This is a genomic window from Methylobacterium sp. EM32, from assembly GCF_040593685.1.
GTDB lineage: Bacteria > Pseudomonadota > Alphaproteobacteria > Rhizobiales > Beijerinckiaceae > Methylobacterium.
In genome coordinates, this window is the sequence record NZ_JBEXZS010000109.1 from 1 (window position 1) to 21,885 (window position 21,885).

Consider the following 21,885-nt stretch of genomic DNA (forward strand, 5'->3'; position numbering starts at 1 on the left):
GCCATCCTGGCCAGCGTCAAACGCTTCTGCCTCAGAACACTCGAAGCTGCGCCAGAGCCAACGCCTTTGCCACGAACTTCAGATGCAGGACACTAGTGCCCTGACTCAAACGGATGGTACAGCGTTGCCGTTGACAGCATCGAGGATGGCGGCGGCTGGCTTGGTCCAGACGAAGGGCTTCGGCCTGTCGTTGTGCTCAGCGATGTAGCGGTTGATCGCCGCTTGCAGGTCGACGATCCCGCTGAAGCTGCCACGTTTCAGCCTGCGCCGGGTCAGGGCGGAGAAGAAGCCCTCGACCGCGTTCATCCACGAGGCCGAGGTCGGCGTGAAGTGGAAGATCCAGCGCGGATGCCGGGCCAGCCAGGCGCGCACCTTCGGATGTTTGTGCGTGCCGTAGTTGTCCAGGATCACGTGGATCAGTTTGCCCGCCGGCACCGCGGCCTCGATGGTGTTGAGGAAGCGTAGGAACTCGTCGTGGCGGTGACGCTGCATGCAGCGCCCGATCACCGTGCCCTCCAGCACGTCGAGCGCGGCAAACAGCGTGGTGGTGCCGTGACGGACGTAGTCGTGGGTCTGGGTCTCGGGCCGACCTGGCGTGACGGGTCGGCTCGGACGGGTGCGCTCCAGGGCCTGGATCTGGCTCTTCTCGTCGAGCGAGAGCACGACGGCGTGGCGTGGCGGGTCCATGTAGAGGCCGACGATGTCCTCGACCTTCTCGGCGAAGGCCGGATCGTTCGAGCGCTTGAAGCTGCGGACCCGATGCGGCTGCAGGCGGTGCGCGTCCCAGATGCGCTGGACGGACCGCAGGGAGATCCCGACGGCCTGCGCCAGGGCGCGGCCGGTCCAGTGGTTGACCTCACCGGGCGGCTCGGAGCAGGTCAGCGCCAGCACCTCGGCGACGGTGTCGGTGGAGTGGGGTGGCTTGCCAGGCGGACGGGTCTTGTCGCGCAAGAGACCCTCGACGCCTTCTTCGGCATAGCGCTGTTGCCAGCGCCAGACGGCTGGCCGGCTGACGCCGGCCTGCTGGGCGACGTCGAGGACGGAGAGGCGTTCGGCCGAGAGCAGGACGATGCGGGCGCGCTGGATGTGCTTGAGGGGCCGCCCCCGATCGGCGACGATGGCGGACAGGTGCGCCAGGTCGACGGCGCTGGGGATCACGCAGACAGTCTGAGCCATGCCCTCAGACTCGCATGGCTCACGCCTCCTGTGAATCCTCTGAATGCGTCAATGCACTAGTGCCCGCGTTCCGCCCCCTCACGGGTGCTGGGCTGCCGCCTCTTTCTCTTTCCAGCGTGGCAAAAACGACCAGGAACGATAAGATGGCTGGGCGCGCAGGTGACCTGCACCTCGCCCCAGCCGAAGCCGATGCAAATCAGGTTGCCTGACCCGTTTATCGTTTCCGATCCAGCGCGCCTCGCGGCTCTGGATGCATTCGACGTCCTCGATACCCCGACCGAGTCGGGTTTCGACGATGTCGTGCGCCTCGCAATGCGTCTTTGTGCGGCGCCTGTCGCTCTCGTCAGCCTCGTTGCCGCCGACCGCCAGTGGTTCAAGGCTAACGTCGGATTTCCGCAGTGCGAAACTGACCTTGAGAGTTCGGTTTGCAAGTTCGCGCTTGCCGAGCCTGACCTCCTTATCATTCCGGACCTCGCCGCTGATCCGCGCACGGCATCAAACCCCCTTGTCACGGGGGAGCCGCACATTCGCTTCTACGCCGGAGCACCTTTGCGCCTGACGGGCGGCGCGGTCGTGGGCTCGCTGTGTGTCATCGATACCGTCCCCCGACCTGTAGGATTGACCCTGGAGCAGAGCGATGACCTGCGTGCCTTGGGTCGTCAGGTGGTCCTCCTGCTTGAGGCGCGCCGATCTATGGCCCGCGACAGGGCCGAAGCTTTCGAGAAGGGGGAGGCACAGGCCTCCGCACTCGCGCGCGCTGCAGTAAGCGAGGCGCAGAACGTCTCCCTGCGCATCAGCGACCAACGCTCGCGTTTCGCCCAGGAGGCCGGGGGCGTCGGCACCTACGAACTCGCCGTCGCCTCCAGCATGATGCAGGTGTCAGCAGAATTCTGCCGCCTCTACGGTGTGCCGGTCGCGCCCCTCTACTCAGCCGCAACCTTCGAGGCGCTGGTGCTGCCCGAAGACGCGGGCATGCGCTCCAGCGACGAGAGCCGCGAGGATGGCAGCGCGGTACTGGACATCGAATACCGCATCCGCCGAGCGGATGATGGCGAGCTTCGCTGGATCGCGCGGCGAGCAACCTTCACGCGCGATGAGAGTGGAGCTGTCGTCGCCATGTTCGGTACCGTGCGCGACGTGACCGAGCGCCGCGCGGTGCAGGATGCCCTACGCGCCAGTGAGGCGTTGGCACAGGAGAACATCCAGCGGGTTCAGCTAGCGCTCGCAGCCGGGGCGATCATCGGCACCTGGAACTGGGACATCCCGTCGGACTGCTTCACCATCGACGAGGCCTTCGCCCAGACTTTTGGGCTCGATCCGGTTCTAGGCCGCGAGGGCATCCCACTCGCTCAGATCGTCGCGACCGTGCATCCCGACGACCAGGCCGGGCTATCGGCCGCCATCACCACCGCGATTTTGCGGGGCGGCGCCTACGCCCACCAGTACCGGGTGCGCCGCGCGGACGGGCGGTACTACTGGATCGAGGCCAACGGCCGGGTCGACAGGGCGGAGGATGGCACACCGCTGAGCTTCCCCGGCGTCCTGCTCGACATCGAGGAGCGACGCGCTGCCCAGGCCGCGCTGACCGCGAGCGAGAGCCGATTGAGAGCGCTCGTGACCGCCGGCGCACAGTCGGTCTACCGGATGAGCCCGGACTGGCGGGAGATGCGCCAGCTCGACGGGCATGGCTTCCTTGCCGACACGGTAGCGCCGAGCATGCGCTGGCTCGACTCCTACATCGATCCCGCCGACCGCCCGGAAGTGATGGCAGCGATTGAGGATGCGATCCAGCGCAAGGGCACGTTCGAGCTTGAGCATCGGGTACGGCGGGCCGATGGAAGCTTTGGCTGGACGCTCTCGCGCGCCGTGCCTCTCTTCGAAGAGCATGGCGAGATTGCCGAGTGGTTCGGGGCGGCGAGCGATGTGACCCCCCGTCGAACCGCCGAGGCACGGCAGGCGGCCCTGGTCACGGTGGGCGACCAGTTGCGCGACCTCGGTAGCATACCCGACATTGTCCACGCGGCGGCCGGGATCGTCGCACAGGTGCTCGGCGCGACGCGCGCCGGTTACGGACTGGTTGATGCCGCGCGCGCGAGTGTCGACGTTCCAACCGACTGGTGCGCACCGGGGATCGCCTCTGTCGCTGGCCAGCACGACTTTCGCGACTACGGCTCCTACATCGAGGATCTACGGCACGGTGCAGCCGTCCTGATCGAGGATGTAGAACGCGACCCCCGCACTCGAGAGAGCGCCGCGACACTGCTCGCGATCGGTGTTCGGGCACTGATCAACGTGCCCGTGATGGAACGCGGGCGTCTCGTTGGGATCGGCTTCATCCACTCCGATCGTTCCCGCGCCTTCTCAACCGAGGAGCTGGCCTTCGTGAGGGCTGTGGCCGACAGGGTTCAGGTCGCCGTCGCACGGGTGCAGGCAGAGGCGCAGCAGGCGCTGCTGAACGGCGAACTGTCCCACCGGCTCAAGAACACCTTGTCGATGGTGCAGGGCATCGCCGGCCAGACGCTGCGCAGTGTCCCGGATCAGGCCCCGGTGCAGGCGTTCTCGCAGCGTCTCATCGCATTATCGCGGGCACATGACGTACTCCTGCAGGACAGCTGGGCGGCTGCGCCGATCCATAGCGTTGTCGAGCGTGTGCTATCCCTACAGTCCCCCCTGGACCGCTTCCGGATCGAGGGGCCGAACCTAGCGCTTTCCCCGCAGGCGACACTGTCGCTGTCTCTGCTATTGCACGAGTTGACCACCAATGCAGTCAAGTACGGTGCGCTCTCAAACGAGGCGGGAACGGTCAGCGTGGCGTGGTGGGTCGAGGATGACGAAGAGCGAACGGTCGTTCTCACTTGGCAGGAGCGCGGTGGCCCACCGGCACAGGTACCGACGCGACACGGCTTCGGAGCGCGGCTGATCCAGATCGGGCTGGTGGGAACCCGCGAAGCGCAGCTGAGTTATACCACGTTGGGCTTTGACGCTGAGTTTCGCGCTCCTAGCTCGCAGGTGGTTGCGTCGTGATCCGGGCGGTGACGGGTTCTCTCTGGGGGGAATCCATGACAATTGAAGGCACCGAGCGCCGGCCAATTGTGCTTCTCATTGAAGACGAGCCGATCCTAATGATGGCCCTGTCGGACCTCATCGAGGAAGCGGGCTGCGCGGTCGTCGAGGCGACGACGACCGTCAAGGCGATCCGCATCCTGGAGGCCCGCATGGACATCCGCGTGGTGGTGGCGGATCTGGACATGCGCGGGTCGGCAATGGGACTGAAGCTGGCTGCCTTGATTCGGGACCGGTGGCCGCCGATGGAACTCATCCTGACGGGGGCCGTGAAGCCGGAACTGGCGAACATTCCGGCTCGAGGTGTGTTTCACGACAAGCCGTTCAACCATGCCGGCATCGTCGAAAGCATCCGCGCTTTCACGTCAAACGGACAGTCGTAGATCGCTTTGTCGTGATGCTGGATGACACGACACATGCTGGCATATCATTTGATTTCCTTATTTACAATGCTGATATGACCAAGAGCCCCTAACAGAACTCGCTCTTGTACCTGCTAAGTGTCTGACATTACAGGAGCAAAGGAGGTTTAGATAGGTGCTCTGAGTCCTGTTTTGCGATAAAGCCTTGAGCCCGCCTATAGGCCATCCGGGTCATGCATGCGTGCCACGGATCGCTCGCATCTAGATCGTCCCAGGTAGGGAAGCACTCGATGCGCCGGCGGGTATGCTCGTGTAGCTTGCGGGCAATAACAGCAAGTTGCATAGAATGGGCAGGAGGGCGGGTTGTCGACGCTCCCGTGGGGCGAATCCGTCGGACTTGGATGCGCCGAGCCAGCTGCTTTAGGCCTAGCACCGCGCCCGTCACGCAAGCCAGCACCAGAGGGGATATGGAAGCGGGGTAGGCGGTGCGAGTCATAGCGCCTCCAGGCCTCTCCCAGATTTTCCCGACGCTACCTGGATCGGCGGCTCGTTGACCCAACGCCAGTTCACTTTTAAGCAGCTTGTATGTCATTGCCCAGATTGCGCCTGGCTGCGAAGCTATCAACGAACTGGTGTGGTGATGCCTCTCTTTCAATGGCAGGAATCGCCAGTCATATAATGTAGGAAATACGACATTATATGTCAGAAACAGACTCAATATTCTCAAAATAGATTGAATCGCTACTTTTTAGGTTGTGATTTTTGATTTATATGTTGACACCAACGAGTATGGGGTGTGCATGCTCGCGGGCGACTTATTTGGATCGTGCGATGCCTACATTTTTCTTCGACATCCATGATGGAAAGTGGATTCACGATGACGTAGGGGTTGAATGTGAAAATATCGCGGAGGCTTGTCGACACGCGAAGCGCACTCTGCCTGCGATAGCGCTTGACAATACATCGCAAGAGGATGATCGTCACGCGATCACAGTTATCGTCACCGATAACGATCGTCGTCCGGTCTATACCTCTAGTCTCATAATTATTGGAATGATGATAAGCTGATGATATTGCATTACAATGTTGAATTAATATTTACACGGCCGCTTGATCTCGCCCCACTTTAAACGAAGGGCTTGCACGAACTTCCCAGAGAGAGTGCCAGCGTGTCCAACCTGTGAGCAGAAGCACTAACAGGATGATGATCAGGATGCCGACGAAGCTAAATCAGCCTGTACGTGGCGCCTACCAGCGTATAAAATGAGTCGCTTCGGGTTTTTCTGAGACTGTTTGATTAAATAAATTCATGATCATGCTGCAATCGTGAAGCTATCCAGTTCTTTTATTTTGTCTCATTTCTAATACGGCCGATATTTATTTTGTTGAAAAATGCTCTAGACGCGTCGAGAAAGGTGCAGGTACTCAGGATTGAAGCTGCAAAAATTTCGTAGACGAGCCAAGTTTGGAACTTTCAAGTGTCTGTGCTTTAGATCGACCAAACCTAAGCCGCGCAAATGTTGTAGCGTACGGTTGGCGTGCACAATCGAGAATCCTAGGATGTCGGCCAGATGGACTTGTGTCAGAGGTAGAAAACAACTCGTTTCTCCCGCCAATCCGACGATCTGCAAACGCAGTAGAAGCTCACAGAAGAGATGGGCCATCCGCTGATCCGCTCCACGTTGCCCGAGGTTCGTCAACCACTCACGCAGGATCCCTTGTTCCACCAGCGTCGCCCAGCAGAGCGCCTGCGCAATGCGGGGATGGTTGCTGGTCAGATCGACAATCGTGCTCCGTGGAATCTCCACGATCTCACAGGCTGTTAGGGCAGCGATGGAGTGGTCCATGCGGTTCAGGATGGCGACGTGCAGGTCGCACGTGTCTCCCGGTACGAGCAGGCCGAGGATATGGCGCTGACCGTCGATCAGGATCTTGTAGCGGCAGGCGAAGCCCCGGGTCACGAGAAACACGCTCTCGGGGCGATCGCCTTCTCGGATCAAGTCGACCTGGGGGGAAACCCACGTCCTCTGGCTCATCACTCCCGTCAGCGTCCTTCGATCTGCATCCGTCAAACCGACGCTGCGTTCGAGCTTGGCGATCAAGGCATGGGAGTTGGGCAGGTGGACGTCCGCGGCGTCCGACGGGACTGGCCGCTGCGATGGTTCGGTCACGCAGAACTCCCTGTTTGCGGCGGTGCCGTCCAGCTCATCGTTTCAACCGTTGCCGGAGCCACCGGGCCGCTGCTTCCGGCGTGTCGAAGGTGGGTGCGCGCAGGCCTGCCAGGCGGCCGAAGCCGGCCTCGAGGAACCAACCGCGGAGCTGTTCGTGACCGGGCGTATCGAGGCGCACGAGCACGCCGACCAGCAACCCGTTGGCCATCACGAGCAACCCGTGACGATCATCGCTGCCCGTGTCGACGCCGATCGGCTGAAGCACAACAAGCGTCTCGACGTTGTGCGGCGGCTTCATCATGAGCTTCGTCGGCCGGTGCTCGGCCATGGAATGCTGCGGCGCACACCCCACCGCGTGTTCTTCAGGTGCAGGTAATTCGGGTTATAGCCGCATAAGGCTTTCAACCGCGGCACGTCCAGAATGGTCAGGGTCCGGCGCTTGAGCGCGATCAAGCCGAGCGCGCGGAGGTCGCGCAGCGTGCGATGCACATGCACGTTCGACAGGCCCATGGTGTCGGCGATGTCGATCTGGGTGAACGGGAAGCTGAAGCTGTTGTCCGTCACGCGGCCCACGGCCTCCAACCGCAGCAGGAGCTCGCAGATGAGATGGGCGATCCGCAAGTTGGCCGGGCGGCCTCCGACATTGACGAGCCATTCCCGCAGAACGGCCTCGTCGACGAGGGCGCACCACATCAATGCCTGCGTGACCCGAGGATGATCGTTCGTGATCTCGACGATGGCCTGTCTCGGGATATCCACGACTTGGCAGGCTGTGATCGTGCCGATATTATGATCCATCTGATCGAGAATGAAGACATTCAGGTCGCAGAAGTCGCCGGGCACGAGATAGGCCATGATCTGGCGCTGCCCGTCCGGCAGAACCTTGTAGCGGCATGCGTAGCCATCGAGGATCAGATGAACGCTGTTCGGCGGATCGCCCTCGCTGATCAGGTCGGTGCGCGCGGGCACTCTGCGAATGCGGAGCGTCAAGGCACTCAATGCCTTGCGATCCGCCTCGGTCAGTTCCTCGAAGCTCTCAAGCTTTCGGATCAGTGCGTCCTGCATCAGCTACATCAGTCAGAAAGATGCGACAATGTATGTCGTAAATCTGACCTCCGCACAGTCCTATGATTGTTTTCTTGCGGCTGAAGACGATTAAGATCATACAGTGCGCCGTCGCTTGCACATGCAACCCGGCGCAAGCGGTGAGGATTGTTGGCTCCCGCCCCCAACGAGGTCGGGATCGTGTCCGTCCAGAGAGCGTGCCACAACCGTCTGCTTGCGGCACTTCCGCCAGCGGATTTTGCCCGGCTTCAACCCCACCTGATGACGGTGCCGCTCCGGATCGGGGAGGTGCTCATGGCGCCCGGCACGCCGATCCGGCACGTCCTCTTCGTCGAGGATGGCATCCTCTCGGTGATCGCGACGGCGTCGGACGACCGGCAGATCGAGCTGGCGCTGATCGGCCGGGAAGGCCTCGTCGGCCTGCCGGTCCTCATGGGCACGGACCGGAGCGCGCATGAGGGACGGGTGCAGGCGAGCGGCTACGCCTGGTGCCTGGAGGCGGACGCCATGCGCGAGATCCTCGGGACCAGCCCCGACCTGCAGGCCTTCCTGCTGCGCTACGCCTATTCCGTGACCGTCCAGATCGCCGGCACCGCGCTCGCCAACACGCGCTACAAGGTGGACCAGCGTCTCGCACGCTGGCTCCTGATGTGCCACGACCGCACCACGGGCGACGAATTGCCGACGACGCATCGCTTCCTGTCGCTGATGCTCGGCATCAACCGTCCGGGACTGACGACCGCACTGTCGGTGTTCGAGCAGGCCGGCATGATCCGGACCGAGCGCGGCACCATCACGATCCGCGACCGGGCCGCGCTGCTCGCGAAGGCCGGAGCCTGCTACGGCGGTCCGGAGGGCGAGTACGAGCGCCTTCTCGTCGAAGGACGCCCGGTCTCCCGGTAAGCGACGCTCGCGAGGCGCCCTGATCGTCGTCCCGCACTCGCCCTTGCCGTGCGACCGGCGCGGCATCACCGGCGCGGGTTCGCCATGAAGAACCGCAGCATCTCGCGGCTGGCGTCGGGGCCCGCCGGATCGGTGTGGGAACCGGCCGGATGGCCGCCGGCCCAGGCATGCCCCGCGCCGTGCAGAATCCACTGTTCCGACGTCCAGGTGCCGGCCGGTTCGGTGAGGAAGGTGCGGGTATACGCGGTCCCGCCGCTGGAGCGCCCCTCGACGGTGCTGACGATCAGGTCCGAATCGGGTCGTGCCTGGGCGACGGCCTGGTCGCCGTTGATGGGGGCGACGGTCGTATCTCGGTCGCCGTGGAAGACGATGGTCGGCACCGGATGCGTCGCCTGCTGCGGCGGCAGCAGGGCACCCCGATACATCGTGGGCAGGGCCAGGAGCATCGAGCCGGCCGAACCGCAGGCGAGGCCGGAATGGATGCCGACGGCCGCGTAGAGGTCCGGATACGTCATCGCCATGACGGCGGCGGCGGCGCCGCCCGACGAGAAGCCCGCGATGTAGACCCGTGCCGGATCGACGACGAAGCGTCCCATGATCTCCCGCGTGAGGCCGGCCAGGATCGACGGCTCGCCCCGCTCGCGCTGCTGATCCGCGTCCCGGAACCAGTTCCAGCTCTTGGTGATGTTGGCCGACCGCGGCTGATCCGGATAGGCGACGAGGAAGCCATGCTCCTCCGCCAGGCGATCCATGTTCGTGCCGATGGCGAAGTCGCGCGCCGATTGCGAGCTGCCGTGCAGCATCACCACCAGCGGTCGGGGGCCGTCCCCGGGGCCGGACGGCACGAACAGGTAGTAGGCCCGGCTTCCGGCAGAGTTGCGGAACCGGCACTCGAGCGCCCGGGGCCGGTCGATCGACAGCCCCGAGGCTCCGGTCTGGTCGATCCTGAAATTCATGGTCATCGCTGAACTTTCGTGTGCGGATTTGCCTGGAGCACCACCGGATCGCGGCCGCGGTTCGTGGGCATCGCGCCCTCGCGGATGCGCCGACAAGCCACGCTGGAATTCGTCGCCTTTCCGGATGACGCCGGTTTCGTCACCGCCCATGGCCGACCGGCGGGCCGTGCCGGAACCCGCCCGCCGCACGGTGAGGGCCGGATGGGCACGGGGCGGGACGGCCTTGCCGGACGAAGGAACGACCGATGCCGTCGGCACGGGTCCGCGCGGCTGCGCCCTTCCGACAACCCTCCGGCCTCGGCGATGTTGCATTGCAGCATGAAAAGCCGGCCAGGCCTGCCTCGTCGGAACCGACGGCGCGGGCTCTGGATGGTCCCGGCTCCCGATCGCGAGGCGTGAGGGAGGGCCGTGGCGTTCCCGCCGTCCTTCAGGCCGCCTCGAGCGTCCGCACGCGCGAGAACCCAACCAACCTGCGGGCATCCTCATCCCAGAGCGCCAGACCGAGGCAGCGGAGGCTGTCGCGCGGCGTCAGGCGGCCCACCTGCCCGAGCACCGCGTAGTCGTCCATGCATTCCTGGAGGCGGTAGTTCGGGATGCGGCTGTTGAGGTGATGGACGTGGTGCGGACCGACATTGCCGGTGAACCATTGCAGCACCGCCGGCAGCACGTAATGCGAGCTTCCACCGAGCGCGGCGGTGTGGAAGTCCCAGGTCTCGGGACCGTCCCAGACCGTGTCCTCGTACTGGTGCTGGACGTAGAACAGCCATCCGCCGATCCAGGCCGCCACACACACCGTCGGAACGAGCGCGACGAGCACCGGCATCACCCCGCCCGCCGCGACCGCCAGCAAGCCGACGAGCACGGCGAGAGCCGCGTCGAGCGCCAGCACGTCGCGCCAGGCGGTCCGCCAGGGCAAGCCGACGCCGAACGGCATGCGCTGGAGCAGCATGAAGTTGAGCGGCGAGCCGAGCCCGATCAGCAGGAACGGATTGCGGTAGAGCCGGTACCGGAGCCGGCCCAGGCGCGACAAGGCGAGGTACTCCCGTACTGTGAGGGTCGCGACGTCGCCGGTGCCGCGTCGGCTCAGGTCTCCGGTCGAGGCGTGGTGAAGGGCGTGCGCCCGCTTCCAGCTGTCGTAGGGCGTCAGCGTCAACAGACTGAGGGCGCGGCCGATGGCGTCGTTGGCGGTGCGGGAGGGCAGGAACGATCCGTGCCCGCAATCGTGCTGGATGATGAAGAGGCGGACGAGGAGGCCGCCGGCCGGGACGGCGAGGAGCGGCACGACGCAGCCATGCCCGGTCGCCGCCGCGGCGACCATGGCGGCGCACAGGACGAGGTAGGGCAGACCGGTATTGGCAATCTGGCCGAGGGCGCTGCGCACGTCCGGCTCCCGGTAGGCCGCGCAATGGCGGGCGATGTCGCGCGCCTCGATTCCTGCGGGAGGCGTCGTCTGGGTATTCATGGGGTCAAGCCTTGCATCGGCGGGCGGCGGTCCTGCGCCGGTCGGCCGGGACGGGGGAGGGGGCAATCGCCCCCGCATTCCCGTCCGGCCTCGCAGGGAGACGGGCCTCAGGCGACATTCCGGGCCGCCGCCTCGACGGCGGAGACGATGTCGGCCACCCCGAGACGGACATAGGCGAGCACGTCGTTAGGCGTACGGCCGCTCTTCGGCATGGTCCGGACCGCGAGGGCGTGCACCCTCGGCGCGTCGACGGCCTCCGCCGCGGCCTCCGCCAGTTCGCTGCCGATCCCGCCGACATAGTTGTCCTCGACCGTCATGACCACGCCGCCGCGGCCGGCGAGCGCCAGGACCGGCGCGGTGCCCATCGGCAGGCAATAGGCGTCGACCACCGCCACCGAGTGCCCGGCCTCGGCCAAAACCTCCGCCGCCTCCAGGCAGCCATGAACCATGTAGCCGGAGGCGACCAGGACCATCCGCGGCCCATCGTTCGGCGAGCAGCGCAGGACCTTGTGGCCGCCGAACGGGAAGCGGTCGTCCTCCGCGTAGAGGATCGGCAGGTCCGCCCGCACCGCCCGCAGGTAGAAGGCGCCCGGGGAGCGCGCCATGGCGAGCACCATCGCGTAGGCGCCCACGGCGTCGCTCGGGGTCAGCACCGTGACCGCCGGGCGGCCGGCCTTGTCCTCGACATGCGAGAAGGCGCGCATGAAGGCGACGTCGGCGAGCGCCATCTGGCTCGGCCCGTCCGAGGCCAGGGTCGCGCCGGCATGGGTGCCGACGAGCTTGAGGCCGGCGCCGCCGATGACCGCCATCTCGATCTGGTCGAAGGCGCGCTCCAGGAAGCGCCCGAAGGTGCTGGCGAACGGGATCTTGCCGCCGCTCGCGAGGCCCGCGGCCGCCGAGACCATGTTCTGCTCGGCGATGCGTGCCTCGAAGTAGCGCTCGGGAAAGGCCTTCGCGAAGCCGTCGGCGTAGGTCGAGTTCTTCACGTCGGCATCGAGCGCCACGACGGCGGGATTCGCGGCGCCGAGAGCCTCCAAGGCGAGCCCGTAGGCCCGGCGCGGCGAGAGGGCGCGCTTCTCCTTCACAGCTGCGGCGACCGTCGGGTTGCGGCCGACCGCCGCCATGAACCCGACCGGCTCGGTCGCAGGCGTCGAGGCCGGCGGCGCGGGAGGCGGCGCGATCGTGAGGACCGCCGCGCTCGCGCCGGGGTCGATGCCGGCGACGCCTAGCGCCCGGGCGCGCGCATCGAGGGCGGCGAGGGCGGCGTCGAGCCCGCCTGCCGTGACGGGGGTGCCGTGATGACCCATGCCGCCGAGGTCGGGCACGCCCCAGCCCTTGACGGTGCGGGCGATGACGCAGAGGGGCCTCGCCTCCCGCGAGGTCGGCCGCGCCCGCAGGACCTGCTCGATCGCGACGGGATCGTGGCCGTCGACCACGACCGCCTCCCAGCCGAACGCCTCCGCCTTGCGTGCCAGGGACTGCCAGTCCTGGGCCGGGGAGACCCGGTCGCTCTGCCCGAGGGCGTTGCAGTTGAAGAGGGCGACGACGGACGAGAGCCCGTGATCGGCGATGAAGTCCATCGCCTCCCAGATCTGGCCCTCTCGCGCCTCGCCGTCGCCGATGATGCAGTAGATCGCCTTCGCGCTGCCATCGATCCGGGCGGCCGCGGCAAGCCCCGCCGCGACGGAGAGCCCCTGTCCGAGCGACCCGGTCGCCGCGTCGAAGAACGGAAACCCGAGCATCGGGTTGGGGTGGCCGTCGACGAAGCTGTCGATGCTGCGCAGGGCGAGGAGATCGTCCAGCGTCATCGGCCGCGCCGCGCCGCCGGGGCGGACCGTCACGCCGAGATCGGTGCAGGCCGCGTAGACGATGGGCACCGCATGGCCCTCGGAGAGGACGAGGCGGTCGGAACCGGGGGCGTCGGGTCGGGCCGGGTCCCAGCGCATTACCCCGTACATCAGCACCGTGACGAGGTGGGCGAGCGACAGCGCGGTGGTGGGGTGCCCGCTCCCGGCCGAGGTGGTGGCCCGGATCGCGAGCTTGCCGAGCGCGATCGCCTTGGCGTGGACGGCCTTCGACCGGATGTCGTCGGCCGGATCGATGGGCGGGACTGGCGCGGGCATGCTCATGCGGCGGCTCCTGTGCGGGACGTGTCGGGGGCCGCCGCCGCCGGCGCGTTGCCGGATTCGATGCAGGGGCGGCTCAGGTCGTCGAGCCAGACGGCGACCCCGTTCGCCGCGAGGTCGTGCAGTGGGTTGGTCATGCGGTCATCCTTGGTTCGTCGGAGCACCCGCCGGCCGGGCCGATCCGTCGCGCCGGCCACGTCCGGGGCGCGCGGTCATCCGATTGACCGCAGGGGCGGGGCGCGCCCGGCTGGTAGGCGGGTGCCTTCGGCGAGCCAGGCCTCCGCCGCGCTGCGCCCGGCCGCGCGCAGCCGCAGCAGGAAACGCCAGCCGAGATCGGTGCTGCTCTCGTCCTGGAGCGCCGGGTGGTGGTCCTCCGCCGAGACGCGGTGCAGCGCCAGGGCGCGGAGCTTCGCCGCCAGGGCGCTGCGGCCCCCGCCGGACCACGACAGGTCCACCATCGTGCGCAACGCGGACAGCTCGCGCTGGAGCACGCCATCGAAGGTGATCTGCTCCAGTCGCCGGACGATGTCGGGCGCGCTGCAGGGCGCCCCCTGGCCGAGACTTGGCACGATCTGAACCAGCAGGATCGCCGGGGCGTCGGACGCCTCGATGAGGCGGATCAACGGCGGGTTGGCCGAGTAGCCCCCGTCCCAGTAGCGCCGGCCCTCGATCTCGACCGCCTGGGACTTCAGGGGGATGCAGCCCGAGGCGAGGACCATCTTGCGCACGAGTTCGGTCTCGCGAAAGATCCGGGTCGCGCCATCCGAGACCGCGGTCGCGGCGACCAGGAGCTTGAACGGAGGCGCGGCGCGAAGGGCGTCGAAATCGACCGCGTCGGCGAGCAGCCGGTCGAGGGCATCGTGGTTGAAGGGATTCGACTGGTAGGGCGAGAGCCAGCGGGACGTGATGTCGGTGAAGACGGTCACGGCGGGCCCGAGCTGAGGCGGCGCGGTCTCGCTGATGCGCTTCCAGAAGCGGTCGAGGTGGCGCCGCGCCTCCGGCCGGCCACCGGCGATCAGGCCGGCCGCCATCACAACGGCGTTGACCGACCCGGCATTCGTGCTGCTGACGGCGTCGATGACGAGATCGTCCTCCTCCAGCAGCCGGTCGAGGACGCCCCAGGTGAAGGCGCCGAACGAGCCGCCGCCCTGGAGTGCCAGCGAGAGGGTGCGAGGCGCGCGGTGCGGTGCGAGGTCGGTCGGTGCGGTCATCGGATCGGGTCCGGTGTCGGGGCGAGGAGGCAGGCCGGTCCCGGGTCGGTCGGCGGGAGCGGCCGCTCCGAATGATCGCCTCTGTGCGGGGACCGCGTCCCGTCGCCTGCGCCACGACAGCGCGACCGCGCCGAGGCACAGGATACCGACGACGGCGAGCAGCGACGGTCCGAGGCGGCGGAGAGGAGCCTGCGTCACCGGCCCGGACCTCGGCGCGGCGGCGGATCCCTCGACGCTGGGTCCCGTGGCGCCGGTTCTCACTTGGGTGCAGACGACGGGCCGGTCCAGGAAAGCGTCCGCCATCGCGAGGCGGAACGGAAGCGGCCCGCGGCGTTCCGAACGGGGATCGATGGCCATGGTGGTCTCGTGAGCGTGGAGGAAACGGGTCGGATCCCGGGGCGATCCTTGCCCGGAAGCGGCTTGGGACCGGGCAGGAGCGCCGCCGCTTCGCGCCATCCTCCGACGCCGTCGTGGGTCCGGCGGTGGGCGATGCAGGGGCGAAAAAGCCCGATCGGAGTTCGTCCGTGGCGTTCCCATCAGCGGCGTCTGCGGATCGCCACGGCGAGGAGGTAGCCGAGGGCACCGGCCATCGCGGCGAACGCGAGCGGAAATTCCTTGGCATACTGGGTGAGCGTGTCGCCGCCCCGTCGGGGGGCGGCTCCGGCCTCCGGAAGGACGTCGCGACCCGTGTCGATCGCCCGGTCGGCGAGGTCGCCGGCCTCGCCCGCCACGTCGCGCACGGTGTCGCTTGCCTGCCCGACGCGGGTCTCGGTGGCGCCTCCGACCTCGTCCCGCTTGCCCTCCGCCCTGGTCTCGTCGTTCCCGGCTACGGTGCCGGCCGCGCCCTGGACCTTGCCGCCGAACTCCCTGGCGGCGCCGGCGATGCGGTTCTCGTCCATCTCGTTCTCCTGTCGTCGCCGGGTCGGGGGCCGCCGCCGGGCGGAACCGGCTGGTCCGCCCGTCCGCCGTGCCACCCGCATGAAGGCCCGTCCGGGTCGGCCGGTCGTCGGGTTGGTGGGGTCGTCGTCGGTCGACCCCAACCGCCGGGTTTCCGGACGGTCGTCCGACGCCTCGGCCCGCTCCGTCATGCCCGGCGGCGCGTCGCGGGCTTCGCTGCGGCCGTTGCCGGAACGGCCGCAGCGCCTCACGGGACCGATCTTCCGCCGCCCGCGTGGCGGGAGGACATGGCCGATGCTGCGATCGCGAACAGGACGAGAAGCTGGATCACGGCACCGGCCTTTCACGGGAGGAGAGCCGAGGAGGCCCGGAGTGATGCGGGGCTCGCAGGCGCGGCCCGCAAGGACGTCACACGCGGCGCGGCGCCGGTGCGTGGGAGGAGATGCGGGTGACGACCGGCGCGACGGCCGCGCTGCGACCGGCGAAGAAGGCGGCGAGCGCACCGAAGATCAGGGCCAGCGCCCCGGAGAGGGCTCCCTGGGACACCCGACGGGCAGCGGCGTCGGCAACCTCCTTCGACTGCTCCTTGGCCGAGGCGAGGGTCTCCTTGAACTGCTGCACGTATTGGGCGACCTGGCTCCGGGCCTGCTCGACGGGGATGTTCTGGGCCTTCGCCAGGGCCTGGGCGGCCTTGTCCTGCGCGGCGGCCTGCTGGGCTCCGTCGCCCGAGACGGCGGCGCGCATGGCGGTCACCGCGGTGTCCTTCAGCGCGGCCGGATCGGACCCGGATCCGCCCCGGATTCCGGCCTCGATCCCTGAGAACGGGTCCGTGACCTTGCTCAGGGACGGCGCCGCCGCCTGCGCCAGGGTCGAGACCGATCCGCTCATCGCGTTGCCGACCCCGCCGATGGCCGAGGTGGCCGTGCCGAGGGCGCCACTGACGATGCCGCTGGCTGCCGACGACAGCATGTACAGGACGACGAGGGTCGAGACTGCCCAGGCGAGCAGGCCGTGATGACCTGCCATGGCGGGCGACGGCTTGCCCGAGAGCCGGCCGGCGAAGTATCCGCCAGCCCCCGCGGCGAGGATCCCGGAGAGGACGAACCAGAGGCCGGCGCCGATGCCGAGCGAACTCGCCGCCGGGGTGCCGTCGCCCAGGGGATCGACCGTCGAGAGGCCGATGCCGAGGCCGAGCATGTTCAGGATAACCTGGGCGATGAGCCCGACCGTGGCGCCCGCGAAGACTGCGCTCCACGAGACCGAGTTCAGCATCATCGTGCGCACCTCCTCGGCCGGCGCGACGGCATTCGTCTGGGATGGGGCCGGATCGAGGCCGGGCTGGCGGCCCGGGGCGACGGGCGTGGCTTCGCTGATGGTGGGCATTGGGGATTCCTGGATGTCGGGATGGGACGGGCGGCGGATCAGACGACCCGGCGGCCCACGAGGGCGTGGTAGAGCCACAGCACGACCACCGCTCCAACGGTGGCGACGAGCAGGCTGTAGAGGTTGAGTCCCGAGACGCCGGGCTCGCCGAACTGATGGAACAGGAAGCCGCCGACGACGGCGCCCACGATTCCGAGTGCGATGTCGACGATCAGCCCCTGGCCGGTGCTGTTGACGATCCTGCTGCCGATGAATCCGGCGATCAGGCCGAGGATGATCCAGGCGAGGAAAGACATGGGTTGGCTCCAGCTTGCGGCAGGCGGCGGGTCCCGGCGCGAACGCGCGACGGGCGATGGAACGCATCCGATGGCGAGGTCCGCATCGGGCGCGTGGACATGACGGGTGTCGAATGCGGCCGTGGCTTCGGCCTTGCCGACCGTCAGGCCGATGGCCTGCTTGCAGGGCACCGCATGATCGGGCGGCGGATGCCTACGGCATCGGATGGATCGGCCCCGCCGCCATCGCCATTCATACCTTCGCAGAGGGTACGATTATTAAATATCTGTTCGTAGCATAAGTTCCAAATATTTTAGCGATTTATTGAAGATAAGTCGGCGGACGGGCCGAAATATACAAATAACATATGTATGTCTTATTCGAGACAATCATCGTTGGATGATGATCGGCACGGAAGAGATCGTCGCCAGGACCGAAAAACACGTCGCCACGCGGATGGAAACACCGACCGGTCCGTCACGGGCCGCCGGCCGTCGAAACCAGGGACGGGATCCCGCAAGGCACGCATCCGTACGGCGTGACGATCCCCACTCCTCGTACCGGGCCGCGTCGGGCGGCCCCGTCGACCCCTCGGCGGAGCAGTCGCACCGACCATGTTTCTTCACATGTCCGACGCCTCGATATTGGCATACCCGAGAAAGACGCACCCGATCATATGATGAAATAATATAAATCGGCGCTATTCAATGGTGTCCAGGTCGGATTTTCGATAATACCCCCTCCTGCGATTAAGGGAGCGACATAAGTATCCGAGCGTTGCCGGGCATGGGCGCATGCCGTCTCGCGGGGTGTTGGCGCCGGCGGAACGGCCGATATCCGGGAGCGCCGACACCGAAGCCCGCAGGCTCGTCGGCGATTCGACCCGGTGTGTGGTGCCCGTCCGCCGCCCCTAGCGCATCCAGGAATCGATCAACCTTCAACGGAGATCCGGCATGGCCGAGCGTCACGATCAAGCCCTATCCCCGCCGGGGCCGCAGCGGAAGGGGGGCCGGATCAAAGGATTCCAGAGCTACGTCCGATCGCACCATGATCGGGCGATTCTCCGGGCAGCGGCTCCGCGCAGGCCTCGCGATAATAAATTCTATGACATTCAAATGATATTTTCGCACAATCCCCTTATAGGTGCGAATTATTTCAATGTCACGTGGCTGAACCATCCTGATATTCGGCAAGTTGTCGTTCATACGACTCGCAAAATCGCTAGCGGAGCATGCACATGACGGAAAACACATCGGGCCAGGACAGCCGCCAAGGCAAGCCTGGCAAGCCCGTGCTCTATGTCTTGATCGCCAGCTTCGGCTTGGCCTTGGTCTCGTTCGTCGCCCTGCTGACCTGGCAAGGCGCGAATGCGCCGACAGACGTGAGCCAGACCGCATCGCGACAGCAGGGCACGGGTTCGGCGAGCGGGCCGTCGAACGCAGCGACGTCGGCGACTTCCACTGGCGTGCCCGCCGGCAACCCGGCCTACCCGCAACCCGCGTCGCGCAGCGGCAATCCGTGACACCCGTCTCGACCGAGGGGTGGGGCGGCTATTCCGCGACATCGACCGGTGGCCGGCATGTCACTGTCGGCCGATAGCGGCGACGGCGGCGGCATTCGCAAGGATCGTGTCCGGGGCCGCGGGCGGGGGGCGTCCCCACGGGTTGATCGGCGCTCGCGCGGCGGGGCTCGCCGCACAGGCGCTGGCTGTCCGCCGGCCGTATCCTCGCTCCAGTCCGGGGACCGGCACCACCGATGAATCCGGCGGCGGTCGAACCCACCCGCGAGGGGCGCCGCCGACCGTGCCTCGGTCCTCGGCCTCATCCGCGCGGAAGGGGGCGAGCCTCGTCGAGGTCCGGCAGGTCCCGATCGGTTTCCGACCGCGCCGTGTAGTGCGGATCGAGCTGAGTCGTGAGCAGATCGCGGCCCTCGCCGGTGTCCTTGCTGATGGCGAGCAGGGAGTTGTAGGACCGATCGTTGTCCCGCAGGGACGCGTTCAGGACCTCGTGGGGCGCCAGGTGCCGGCAAGCCAGGCGCTGAAGCATCGCAATGATGTCGACCTCCGTCGCGAGCTCGAAGCCGATCGTGCTCCTGAAAAAGATCTCGACGCCGCTCCGGCCTTCGATCACCCAGACGCGTCTCGGCTCATCCGACATTCGGTGCTTCTCCTTCGATGCCAACGGATGCACTCCTTGCGCGCGCGAGACCGAGGGGGGCGGGTGCAGGTGACGTCCGGTCTGTGCAACAGACCTCGCTTGAACGATCTCACGCAGGGATCGTCTTTCGCGCTCGGAGAGGCGGCCTTACGCTGCAACCCTGACCAGATATTATCCGGAAAAAATCGAAGAAAACGGTGGTATGTTGTATTTGTTGATTAATTTGTGTTGTATTCCAAGCTCGTCATCGGTTGTTTCTTACAGGTGCTGATGGCTGGGAGAGGTGTGCGCTTCCACCTGCAAAGTGAAGGGAGGGCCGCCTTGGTCCCCACATCGAGCCACCCGGCAGACATGCTCGTTCGCAAGCTGGGCAGCATTGCGCGCCTCTCCGACGAAGAGCGCCGCGCCGTCATGCGCCTGCCCATGACGATCAGGCCGTTGCCTGGCGGGCATGATATCGTATGCGAGCACGACCGTCCCATGCAGTGCTGCCTGATTCTGGATGGCTGGGCGAGCCGCTACCAGTTGTTAGCCGAGGGCAGGCGCCAGATCTTCTCGTTCCATGTTCCGGGCGACATTCCCGACCTGCAGAGCTTGCACCTGCGTGTCATGGACCACAGCCTGTGCGCCTTGACGCCCGTCACGCTGGCGTTCGTCCCCCACGAGGCGATTCGCGACCTGACGACCGGGTATCCCGGCATCGCGGCGACGCTCTGGCGTGATACCTTGGTCGACGGTGCCATCTTCCGAGAGTGGATGGTCGGGATGGGCCGTCGGTCGGCATACCAGGCGGTCGCGCACCTGTTTTGCGAGATGTATGTCAAACTCGAGGCCGTCGGGCTGGCCGAGAATCATCGCTACAGGCTGCCCGTCATGCAAGTCGACATCGCCGACGCGCTCGGTCTGTCGAACGTGCACGTCAATCGTGTTTTACGCCAGTTGCGCGAGGAAAATTTGCTCGCGCTTAGGAATGGCTGGCTCAATATTTCAAACTGGCCGGAACTCGCCAAGATCGGCGAGTTTGACCCCTTGTACCTCCATGTAGACCGACTGGCAGCATGAGCCTCCTCTTTCAGCCTGTCCCGATCGCAACGGGCAGCCGCGACGCAGAGAGCCGGCTCGTCTTCGGCGACGGCTTCCTGGTCGCTGTGCTGGTCCGCCTCTCCGAGGATCACGGGGTGGATGAGGGAAGGTGGTTTCTCGAGGCGGGCTTCGGCCGGGTGGATGACCAGGGCCAGCCCACCTTCGCCGATCTTGATGAAGCGCAGGCGTGGATCCAGCATCGCCTCGACGGGCAATGAGCCGGTCGCCGGCCCTCGCGCTTCGGGCGACACGCCGGAAAAAGGCGTGCGCTATCCGTGAGAAATGCCAGGCCGCGCACGGGTTTCGCTGTCCTCGAGCGACATGGCTCTGCCTCGCGCCGGACACTCGGCCGTCTCGGCCCGATGTCGCGCGAGCCTCGGCCCCGAGGCATGGCAGAACGGAAACACGGGAAGTAGCGCATGCCGATCCGCCGGGAGCACCAGATCACCCGCCAGATGCTCCGAGATGAGCCCGACACGCTCTGGGTGTTCGGCGACACGCTGATCGGCAAGAGCCTGGGCGGCCAGGCGGCAGAGATGCGTGGCGAACCGAACGCCGTCGGCATCGCGACCAAGCCGTTGCCGGCCATGGACCCGGCCGCCTACTTCACGGACGCTGATATTGAGACGTTCCGCAGGGCTGCTGAAACCCCGTGTCGCCGACTCGCCGATCACCTCCGGTCCGGCGGCATCGTCGTCTGGCCGGCAGCAGGAATCGGGACGGGTCTTGCAGATCTGGAGCGACGCTCGCCGCGGATCTGGGCGAGCCTGGAGCGGACTCGTGAGACCCTTGAGAGGCTGTGAACTGCCCGTTTGCCTACGGAGAGGGAGCAGCGCTCCCAGCGGCACGGCCGTTTCGGTGGAGGGGTCCATCTCCTCGACGTCGATCGCCAGCCGAACTTTGCCGGATCGGCTCTCCTCCGCCGGATCATGAGAAGGCCGCCCCATCGGGCGGCCCCTCCCTGCCGTCGTTACAGGCCCAACAGGGCACCGGTGGTACCGGCGACCGTCATGGCGAGTCCTCCGACCAGTACCCCGATCATCGCGTAGGAGACGGCCCGCAAGAGCATGGCCTGGATTCCATCCGACCCGATCAACAGCGATATCCGCCAGAGGTCTGACCATACTGCTTGACCGGGAAGTTCTGCTGGTTGGCGTTGCCCTCCGAAGCCGAGCTCATCGGGCAGGCGCCGTAGAAGGGCACGCTGGTATTGGCACGGCCGCCGATCGAACCCGTCGTCTCGACGTCGTCGCTCCAGAATGGGTCCGAGGGAGAGCTCGACTCGAACGCCATGGCGGATGAGAGCGAGGCAATGCCGAGGACGAGCGCCACGGCGAATGAAGCGATAGTGATTTTCATGTCTTGTGATGTTCCTTGGTCCAAAGCGCGGACGATCCAGTGAGCTGTCGTCCACGTCGGTAAGACTATCTTACAGAAAATGTCTATGCTGTTATGTGTCTATGCGCATTCACAATATCGCAACAAAGCCAGAATGGGCGGAAATAGAACTGAAATGACGAGGAATTTTTGCTAAAATCGAGACTTTGGCAAAAATATGCGAGATCAAACCAAAAATATCCTCATGGCGACTGCCC

The 21,885-nt window shown here is 66.2% G+C and carries 22 protein-coding genes; 8 read left to right on the forward strand and 14 right to left on the reverse strand.

The window, feature by feature from the left end; all coding sequences use genetic code 11:
* Nucleotides 1-105: 105 nt before the first annotated feature.
* A complete protein-coding gene (locus ABZT49_RS15375) occupies nt 106-1,176 on the reverse strand; it encodes an IS630 family transposase (RefSeq protein ID WP_177303219.1) in 1,071 nt (356 codons plus the stop codon).
* 159 nt (nt 1,177-1,335) lie between these two features.
* Between ABZT49_RS15375 and ABZT49_RS15380 the strand changes: the two genes are divergently transcribed.
* From ABZT49_RS15380 to ABZT49_RS34290, 3 genes are all read left to right on the forward strand, one after another.
* Complete coding sequence (locus ABZT49_RS15380) at nt 1,336-4,200, forward strand: PAS domain-containing protein (RefSeq protein WP_093570984.1); 2,865 nt, start codon at nt 1,336-1,338, stop codon at nt 4,198-4,200.
* Complete coding sequence (locus ABZT49_RS15385; protein WP_244539738.1) at nt 4,197-4,622, forward strand: response regulator; 426 nt, start codon at nt 4,197-4,199, stop codon at nt 4,620-4,622. Before ABZT49_RS15380 ends, ABZT49_RS15385 begins: the two co-directional genes overlap by 4 nt.
* An 810-nt stretch (nt 4,623-5,432) precedes the next feature.
* On the forward strand, nt 5,433-5,669 hold the full coding sequence (locus tag ABZT49_RS34290; protein ID WP_407943513.1) for a DUF6894 family protein: 237 nt from the start codon (nt 5,433-5,435) through the stop codon (nt 5,667-5,669).
* Nucleotides 5,670-5,998: 329 nt separating this feature from the next.
* Here the strand turns inward: ABZT49_RS34290 and ABZT49_RS15390 are convergent, their stop codons facing one another.
* The 3 genes from ABZT49_RS15390 to ABZT49_RS15400 are packed head-to-tail and all read right to left on the reverse strand — an operon-like array spanning nt 5,999 to nt 7,837.
* On the reverse strand, nt 5,999-6,772 hold the full coding sequence (locus ABZT49_RS15390) for a Crp/Fnr family transcriptional regulator (RefSeq protein ID WP_355286893.1): 774 nt from the start codon (nt 6,770-6,772) through the stop codon (nt 5,999-6,001).
* 34 nt (nt 6,773-6,806) lie between these two features.
* Nucleotides 6,807-7,100 carry a hypothetical protein gene (locus tag ABZT49_RS15395; RefSeq protein ID WP_355286894.1) on the reverse strand — a complete coding sequence of 98 codons (294 nt, stop codon included), beginning with the start codon at nt 7,098-7,100 and terminating at the stop codon, nt 6,807-6,809.
* Nucleotides 7,070-7,837 (reverse strand): Crp/Fnr family transcriptional regulator, encoded by a 768-nt coding sequence (locus ABZT49_RS15400; RefSeq protein WP_355286895.1) that lies wholly within the window; start codon nt 7,835-7,837, stop codon nt 7,070-7,072. Before ABZT49_RS15400 ends, ABZT49_RS15395 begins: the two co-directional genes overlap by 31 nt.
* A 261-nt stretch (nt 7,838-8,098) precedes the next feature.
* Between ABZT49_RS15400 and ABZT49_RS15405 the strand changes: the two genes are divergently transcribed.
* Nucleotides 8,099-8,740 (forward strand): Crp/Fnr family transcriptional regulator, encoded by a 642-nt coding sequence (locus ABZT49_RS15405; protein WP_355286896.1) that lies wholly within the window; start codon nt 8,099-8,101, stop codon nt 8,738-8,740.
* Between the two features lie 65 nt (nt 8,741-8,805).
* Here ABZT49_RS15405 and ABZT49_RS15410 read toward each other — a convergent pair whose 3' ends face one another.
* The 8 genes from ABZT49_RS15410 to ABZT49_RS15445 form a co-directional block, all read right to left on the reverse strand.
* Nucleotides 8,806-9,954: a PHB depolymerase family esterase gene (locus tag ABZT49_RS15410; RefSeq protein ID WP_355286897.1), complete on the reverse strand. Its 1,149-nt coding sequence runs from the start codon at nt 9,952-9,954 to the stop codon at nt 8,806-8,808.
* A gap of 169 nt (nt 9,955-10,123) precedes the next feature.
* Nucleotides 10,124-11,158, reverse strand: a complete 1,035-nt coding sequence (locus ABZT49_RS15415; protein WP_355286898.1) for a fatty acid desaturase — start codon at nt 11,156-11,158, stop codon at nt 10,124-10,126.
* Nucleotides 11,159-11,265: 107 nt separating this feature from the next.
* Nucleotides 11,266-13,287, reverse strand: a complete 2,022-nt coding sequence (locus ABZT49_RS15420) for a transketolase (RefSeq protein WP_355286899.1) — start codon at nt 13,285-13,287, stop codon at nt 11,266-11,268.
* On the reverse strand, nt 13,284-13,421 hold the full coding sequence (locus ABZT49_RS15425) for a hypothetical protein (RefSeq protein WP_177303217.1): 138 nt from the start codon (nt 13,419-13,421) through the stop codon (nt 13,284-13,286). Before ABZT49_RS15425 ends, ABZT49_RS15420 begins: the two co-directional genes overlap by 4 nt.
* Nucleotides 13,422-13,496: 75 nt before the next feature.
* Complete coding sequence (locus ABZT49_RS15430; protein WP_355286900.1) at nt 13,497-14,495, reverse strand: patatin-like phospholipase family protein; 999 nt, start codon at nt 14,493-14,495, stop codon at nt 13,497-13,499.
* A 536-nt stretch (nt 14,496-15,031) separates the two neighbouring features.
* Nucleotides 15,032-15,394: a CsbD family protein gene (locus ABZT49_RS15435; protein WP_177303221.1), complete on the reverse strand. Its 363-nt coding sequence runs from the start codon at nt 15,392-15,394 to the stop codon at nt 15,032-15,034.
* A gap of 406 nt (nt 15,395-15,800) precedes the next feature.
* Entirely contained in the window at nt 15,801-16,775 is a 975-nt protein-coding gene (locus tag ABZT49_RS15440) for a PhnA-like protein (protein ID WP_093570990.1), read from the reverse strand.
* A gap of 38 nt (nt 16,776-16,813) precedes the next feature.
* On the reverse strand, nt 16,814-17,071 hold the full coding sequence (locus tag ABZT49_RS15445) for a GlsB/YeaQ/YmgE family stress response membrane protein (RefSeq protein WP_093570991.1): 258 nt from the start codon (nt 17,069-17,071) through the stop codon (nt 16,814-16,816).
* A gap of 1,217 nt (nt 17,072-18,288) precedes the next feature.
* Here ABZT49_RS15445 and ABZT49_RS15450 point away from each other — a divergent pair.
* Entirely contained in the window at nt 18,289-18,573 is a 285-nt protein-coding gene (locus tag ABZT49_RS15450) for a hypothetical protein (protein WP_093570992.1), read from the forward strand.
* A gap of 298 nt (nt 18,574-18,871) precedes the next feature.
* Here the strand turns inward: ABZT49_RS15450 and ABZT49_RS15455 are convergent, their stop codons facing one another.
* A complete protein-coding gene (locus ABZT49_RS15455; RefSeq protein ID WP_093570993.1) occupies nt 18,872-19,207 on the reverse strand; it encodes a hypothetical protein in 336 nt (111 codons plus the stop codon).
* A 228-nt stretch (nt 19,208-19,435) separates the two neighbouring features.
* Between ABZT49_RS15455 and ABZT49_RS15460 the strand changes: the two genes are divergently transcribed.
* The 3 genes from ABZT49_RS15460 (at nt 19,436) to ABZT49_RS15470 (ending at nt 21,093) form a co-directional block, all read left to right on the forward strand.
* Nucleotides 19,436-20,269: a Crp/Fnr family transcriptional regulator gene (locus ABZT49_RS15460; RefSeq protein ID WP_236988108.1), complete on the forward strand. Its 834-nt coding sequence runs from the start codon at nt 19,436-19,438 to the stop codon at nt 20,267-20,269.
* The gene (locus tag ABZT49_RS15465; protein ID WP_093570994.1) at nt 20,266-20,508 is read left to right on the forward strand and encodes a hypothetical protein; all 243 of its coding nucleotides are present in this window, start codon (nt 20,266-20,268) and stop codon (nt 20,506-20,508) included. Before ABZT49_RS15460 ends, ABZT49_RS15465 begins: the two co-directional genes overlap by 4 nt.
* Before the next feature lie 201 nt (nt 20,509-20,709).
* Nucleotides 20,710-21,093 carry a hypothetical protein gene (locus ABZT49_RS15470; protein WP_093570995.1) on the forward strand — a complete coding sequence of 128 codons (384 nt, stop codon included), beginning with the start codon at nt 20,710-20,712 and terminating at the stop codon, nt 21,091-21,093.
* 289 nt (nt 21,094-21,382) lie between these two features.
* Here ABZT49_RS15470 and ABZT49_RS15475 read toward each other — a convergent pair whose 3' ends face one another.
* Nucleotides 21,383-21,649: a hypothetical protein gene (locus ABZT49_RS15475; RefSeq protein ID WP_093570996.1), complete on the reverse strand. Its 267-nt coding sequence runs from the start codon at nt 21,647-21,649 to the stop codon at nt 21,383-21,385.
* Nucleotides 21,650-21,885 lie beyond the last annotated feature (236 nt).

What these genes read in the sequence shown, in the direction of transcription:
- ABZT49_RS15415 (WP_355286898.1), bottom strand. Translation starts at nt 11,158, where the DNA reads ATGAATACCCAGACGACGCCTCCCGCAGGAATCGAGGCGCGCGACATC.
- ABZT49_RS34290 (WP_407943513.1), top strand. Translation starts at nt 5,433, where the DNA reads ATGCCTACATTTTTCTTCGACATCCATGATGGAAAGTGGATTCACGAT.
- ABZT49_RS15375 (WP_177303219.1), bottom strand. Translation starts at nt 1,176, where the DNA reads ATGGCTCAGACTGTCTGCGTGATCCCCAGCGCCGTCGACCTGGCGCAC.
- ABZT49_RS15470 (WP_093570995.1), top strand. Translation starts at nt 20,710, where the DNA reads ATGCCGATCCGCCGGGAGCACCAGATCACCCGCCAGATGCTCCGAGAT.
- ABZT49_RS15400 (WP_355286895.1), bottom strand. Translation starts at nt 7,837, where the DNA reads ATGCAGGACGCACTGATCCGAAAGCTTGAGAGCTTCGAGGAACTGACC.
- ABZT49_RS15445 (WP_093570991.1), bottom strand. Translation starts at nt 17,071, where the DNA reads ATGTCTTTCCTCGCCTGGATCATCCTCGGCCTGATCGCCGGATTCATC.
- ABZT49_RS15455 (WP_093570993.1), bottom strand. Translation starts at nt 19,207, where the DNA reads ATGTCGGATGAGCCGAGACGCGTCTGGGTGATCGAAGGCCGGAGCGGC.
- ABZT49_RS15405 (WP_355286896.1), top strand. Translation starts at nt 8,099, where the DNA reads ATGACGGTGCCGCTCCGGATCGGGGAGGTGCTCATGGCGCCCGGCACG.
- ABZT49_RS15450 (WP_093570992.1), top strand. Translation starts at nt 18,289, where the DNA reads ATGACGGAAAACACATCGGGCCAGGACAGCCGCCAAGGCAAGCCTGGC.
- ABZT49_RS15465 (WP_093570994.1), top strand. Translation starts at nt 20,266, where the DNA reads ATGAGCCTCCTCTTTCAGCCTGTCCCGATCGCAACGGGCAGCCGCGAC.
- ABZT49_RS15475 (WP_093570996.1), bottom strand. Translation starts at nt 21,649, where the DNA reads ATGAAAATCACTATCGCTTCATTCGCCGTGGCGCTCGTCCTCGGCATT.
- ABZT49_RS15430 (WP_355286900.1), bottom strand. Translation starts at nt 14,495, where the DNA reads ATGACCGCACCGACCGACCTCGCACCGCACCGCGCGCCTCGCACCCTC.
- ABZT49_RS15395 (WP_355286894.1), bottom strand. Translation starts at nt 7,100, where the DNA reads ATGGCCGAGCACCGGCCGACGAAGCTCATGATGAAGCCGCCGCACAAC.
- ABZT49_RS15435 (WP_177303221.1), bottom strand. Translation starts at nt 15,394, where the DNA reads ATGGACGAGAACCGCATCGCCGGCGCCGCCAGGGAGTTCGGCGGCAAG.
- ABZT49_RS15425 (WP_177303217.1), bottom strand. Translation starts at nt 13,421, where the DNA reads ATGACCAACCCACTGCACGACCTCGCGGCGAACGGGGTCGCCGTCTGG.
- ABZT49_RS15440 (WP_093570990.1), bottom strand. Translation starts at nt 16,775, where the DNA reads ATGCCCACCATCAGCGAAGCCACGCCCGTCGCCCCGGGCCGCCAGCCC.
- ABZT49_RS15420 (WP_355286899.1), bottom strand. Translation starts at nt 13,287, where the DNA reads ATGAGCATGCCCGCGCCAGTCCCGCCCATCGATCCGGCCGACGACATC.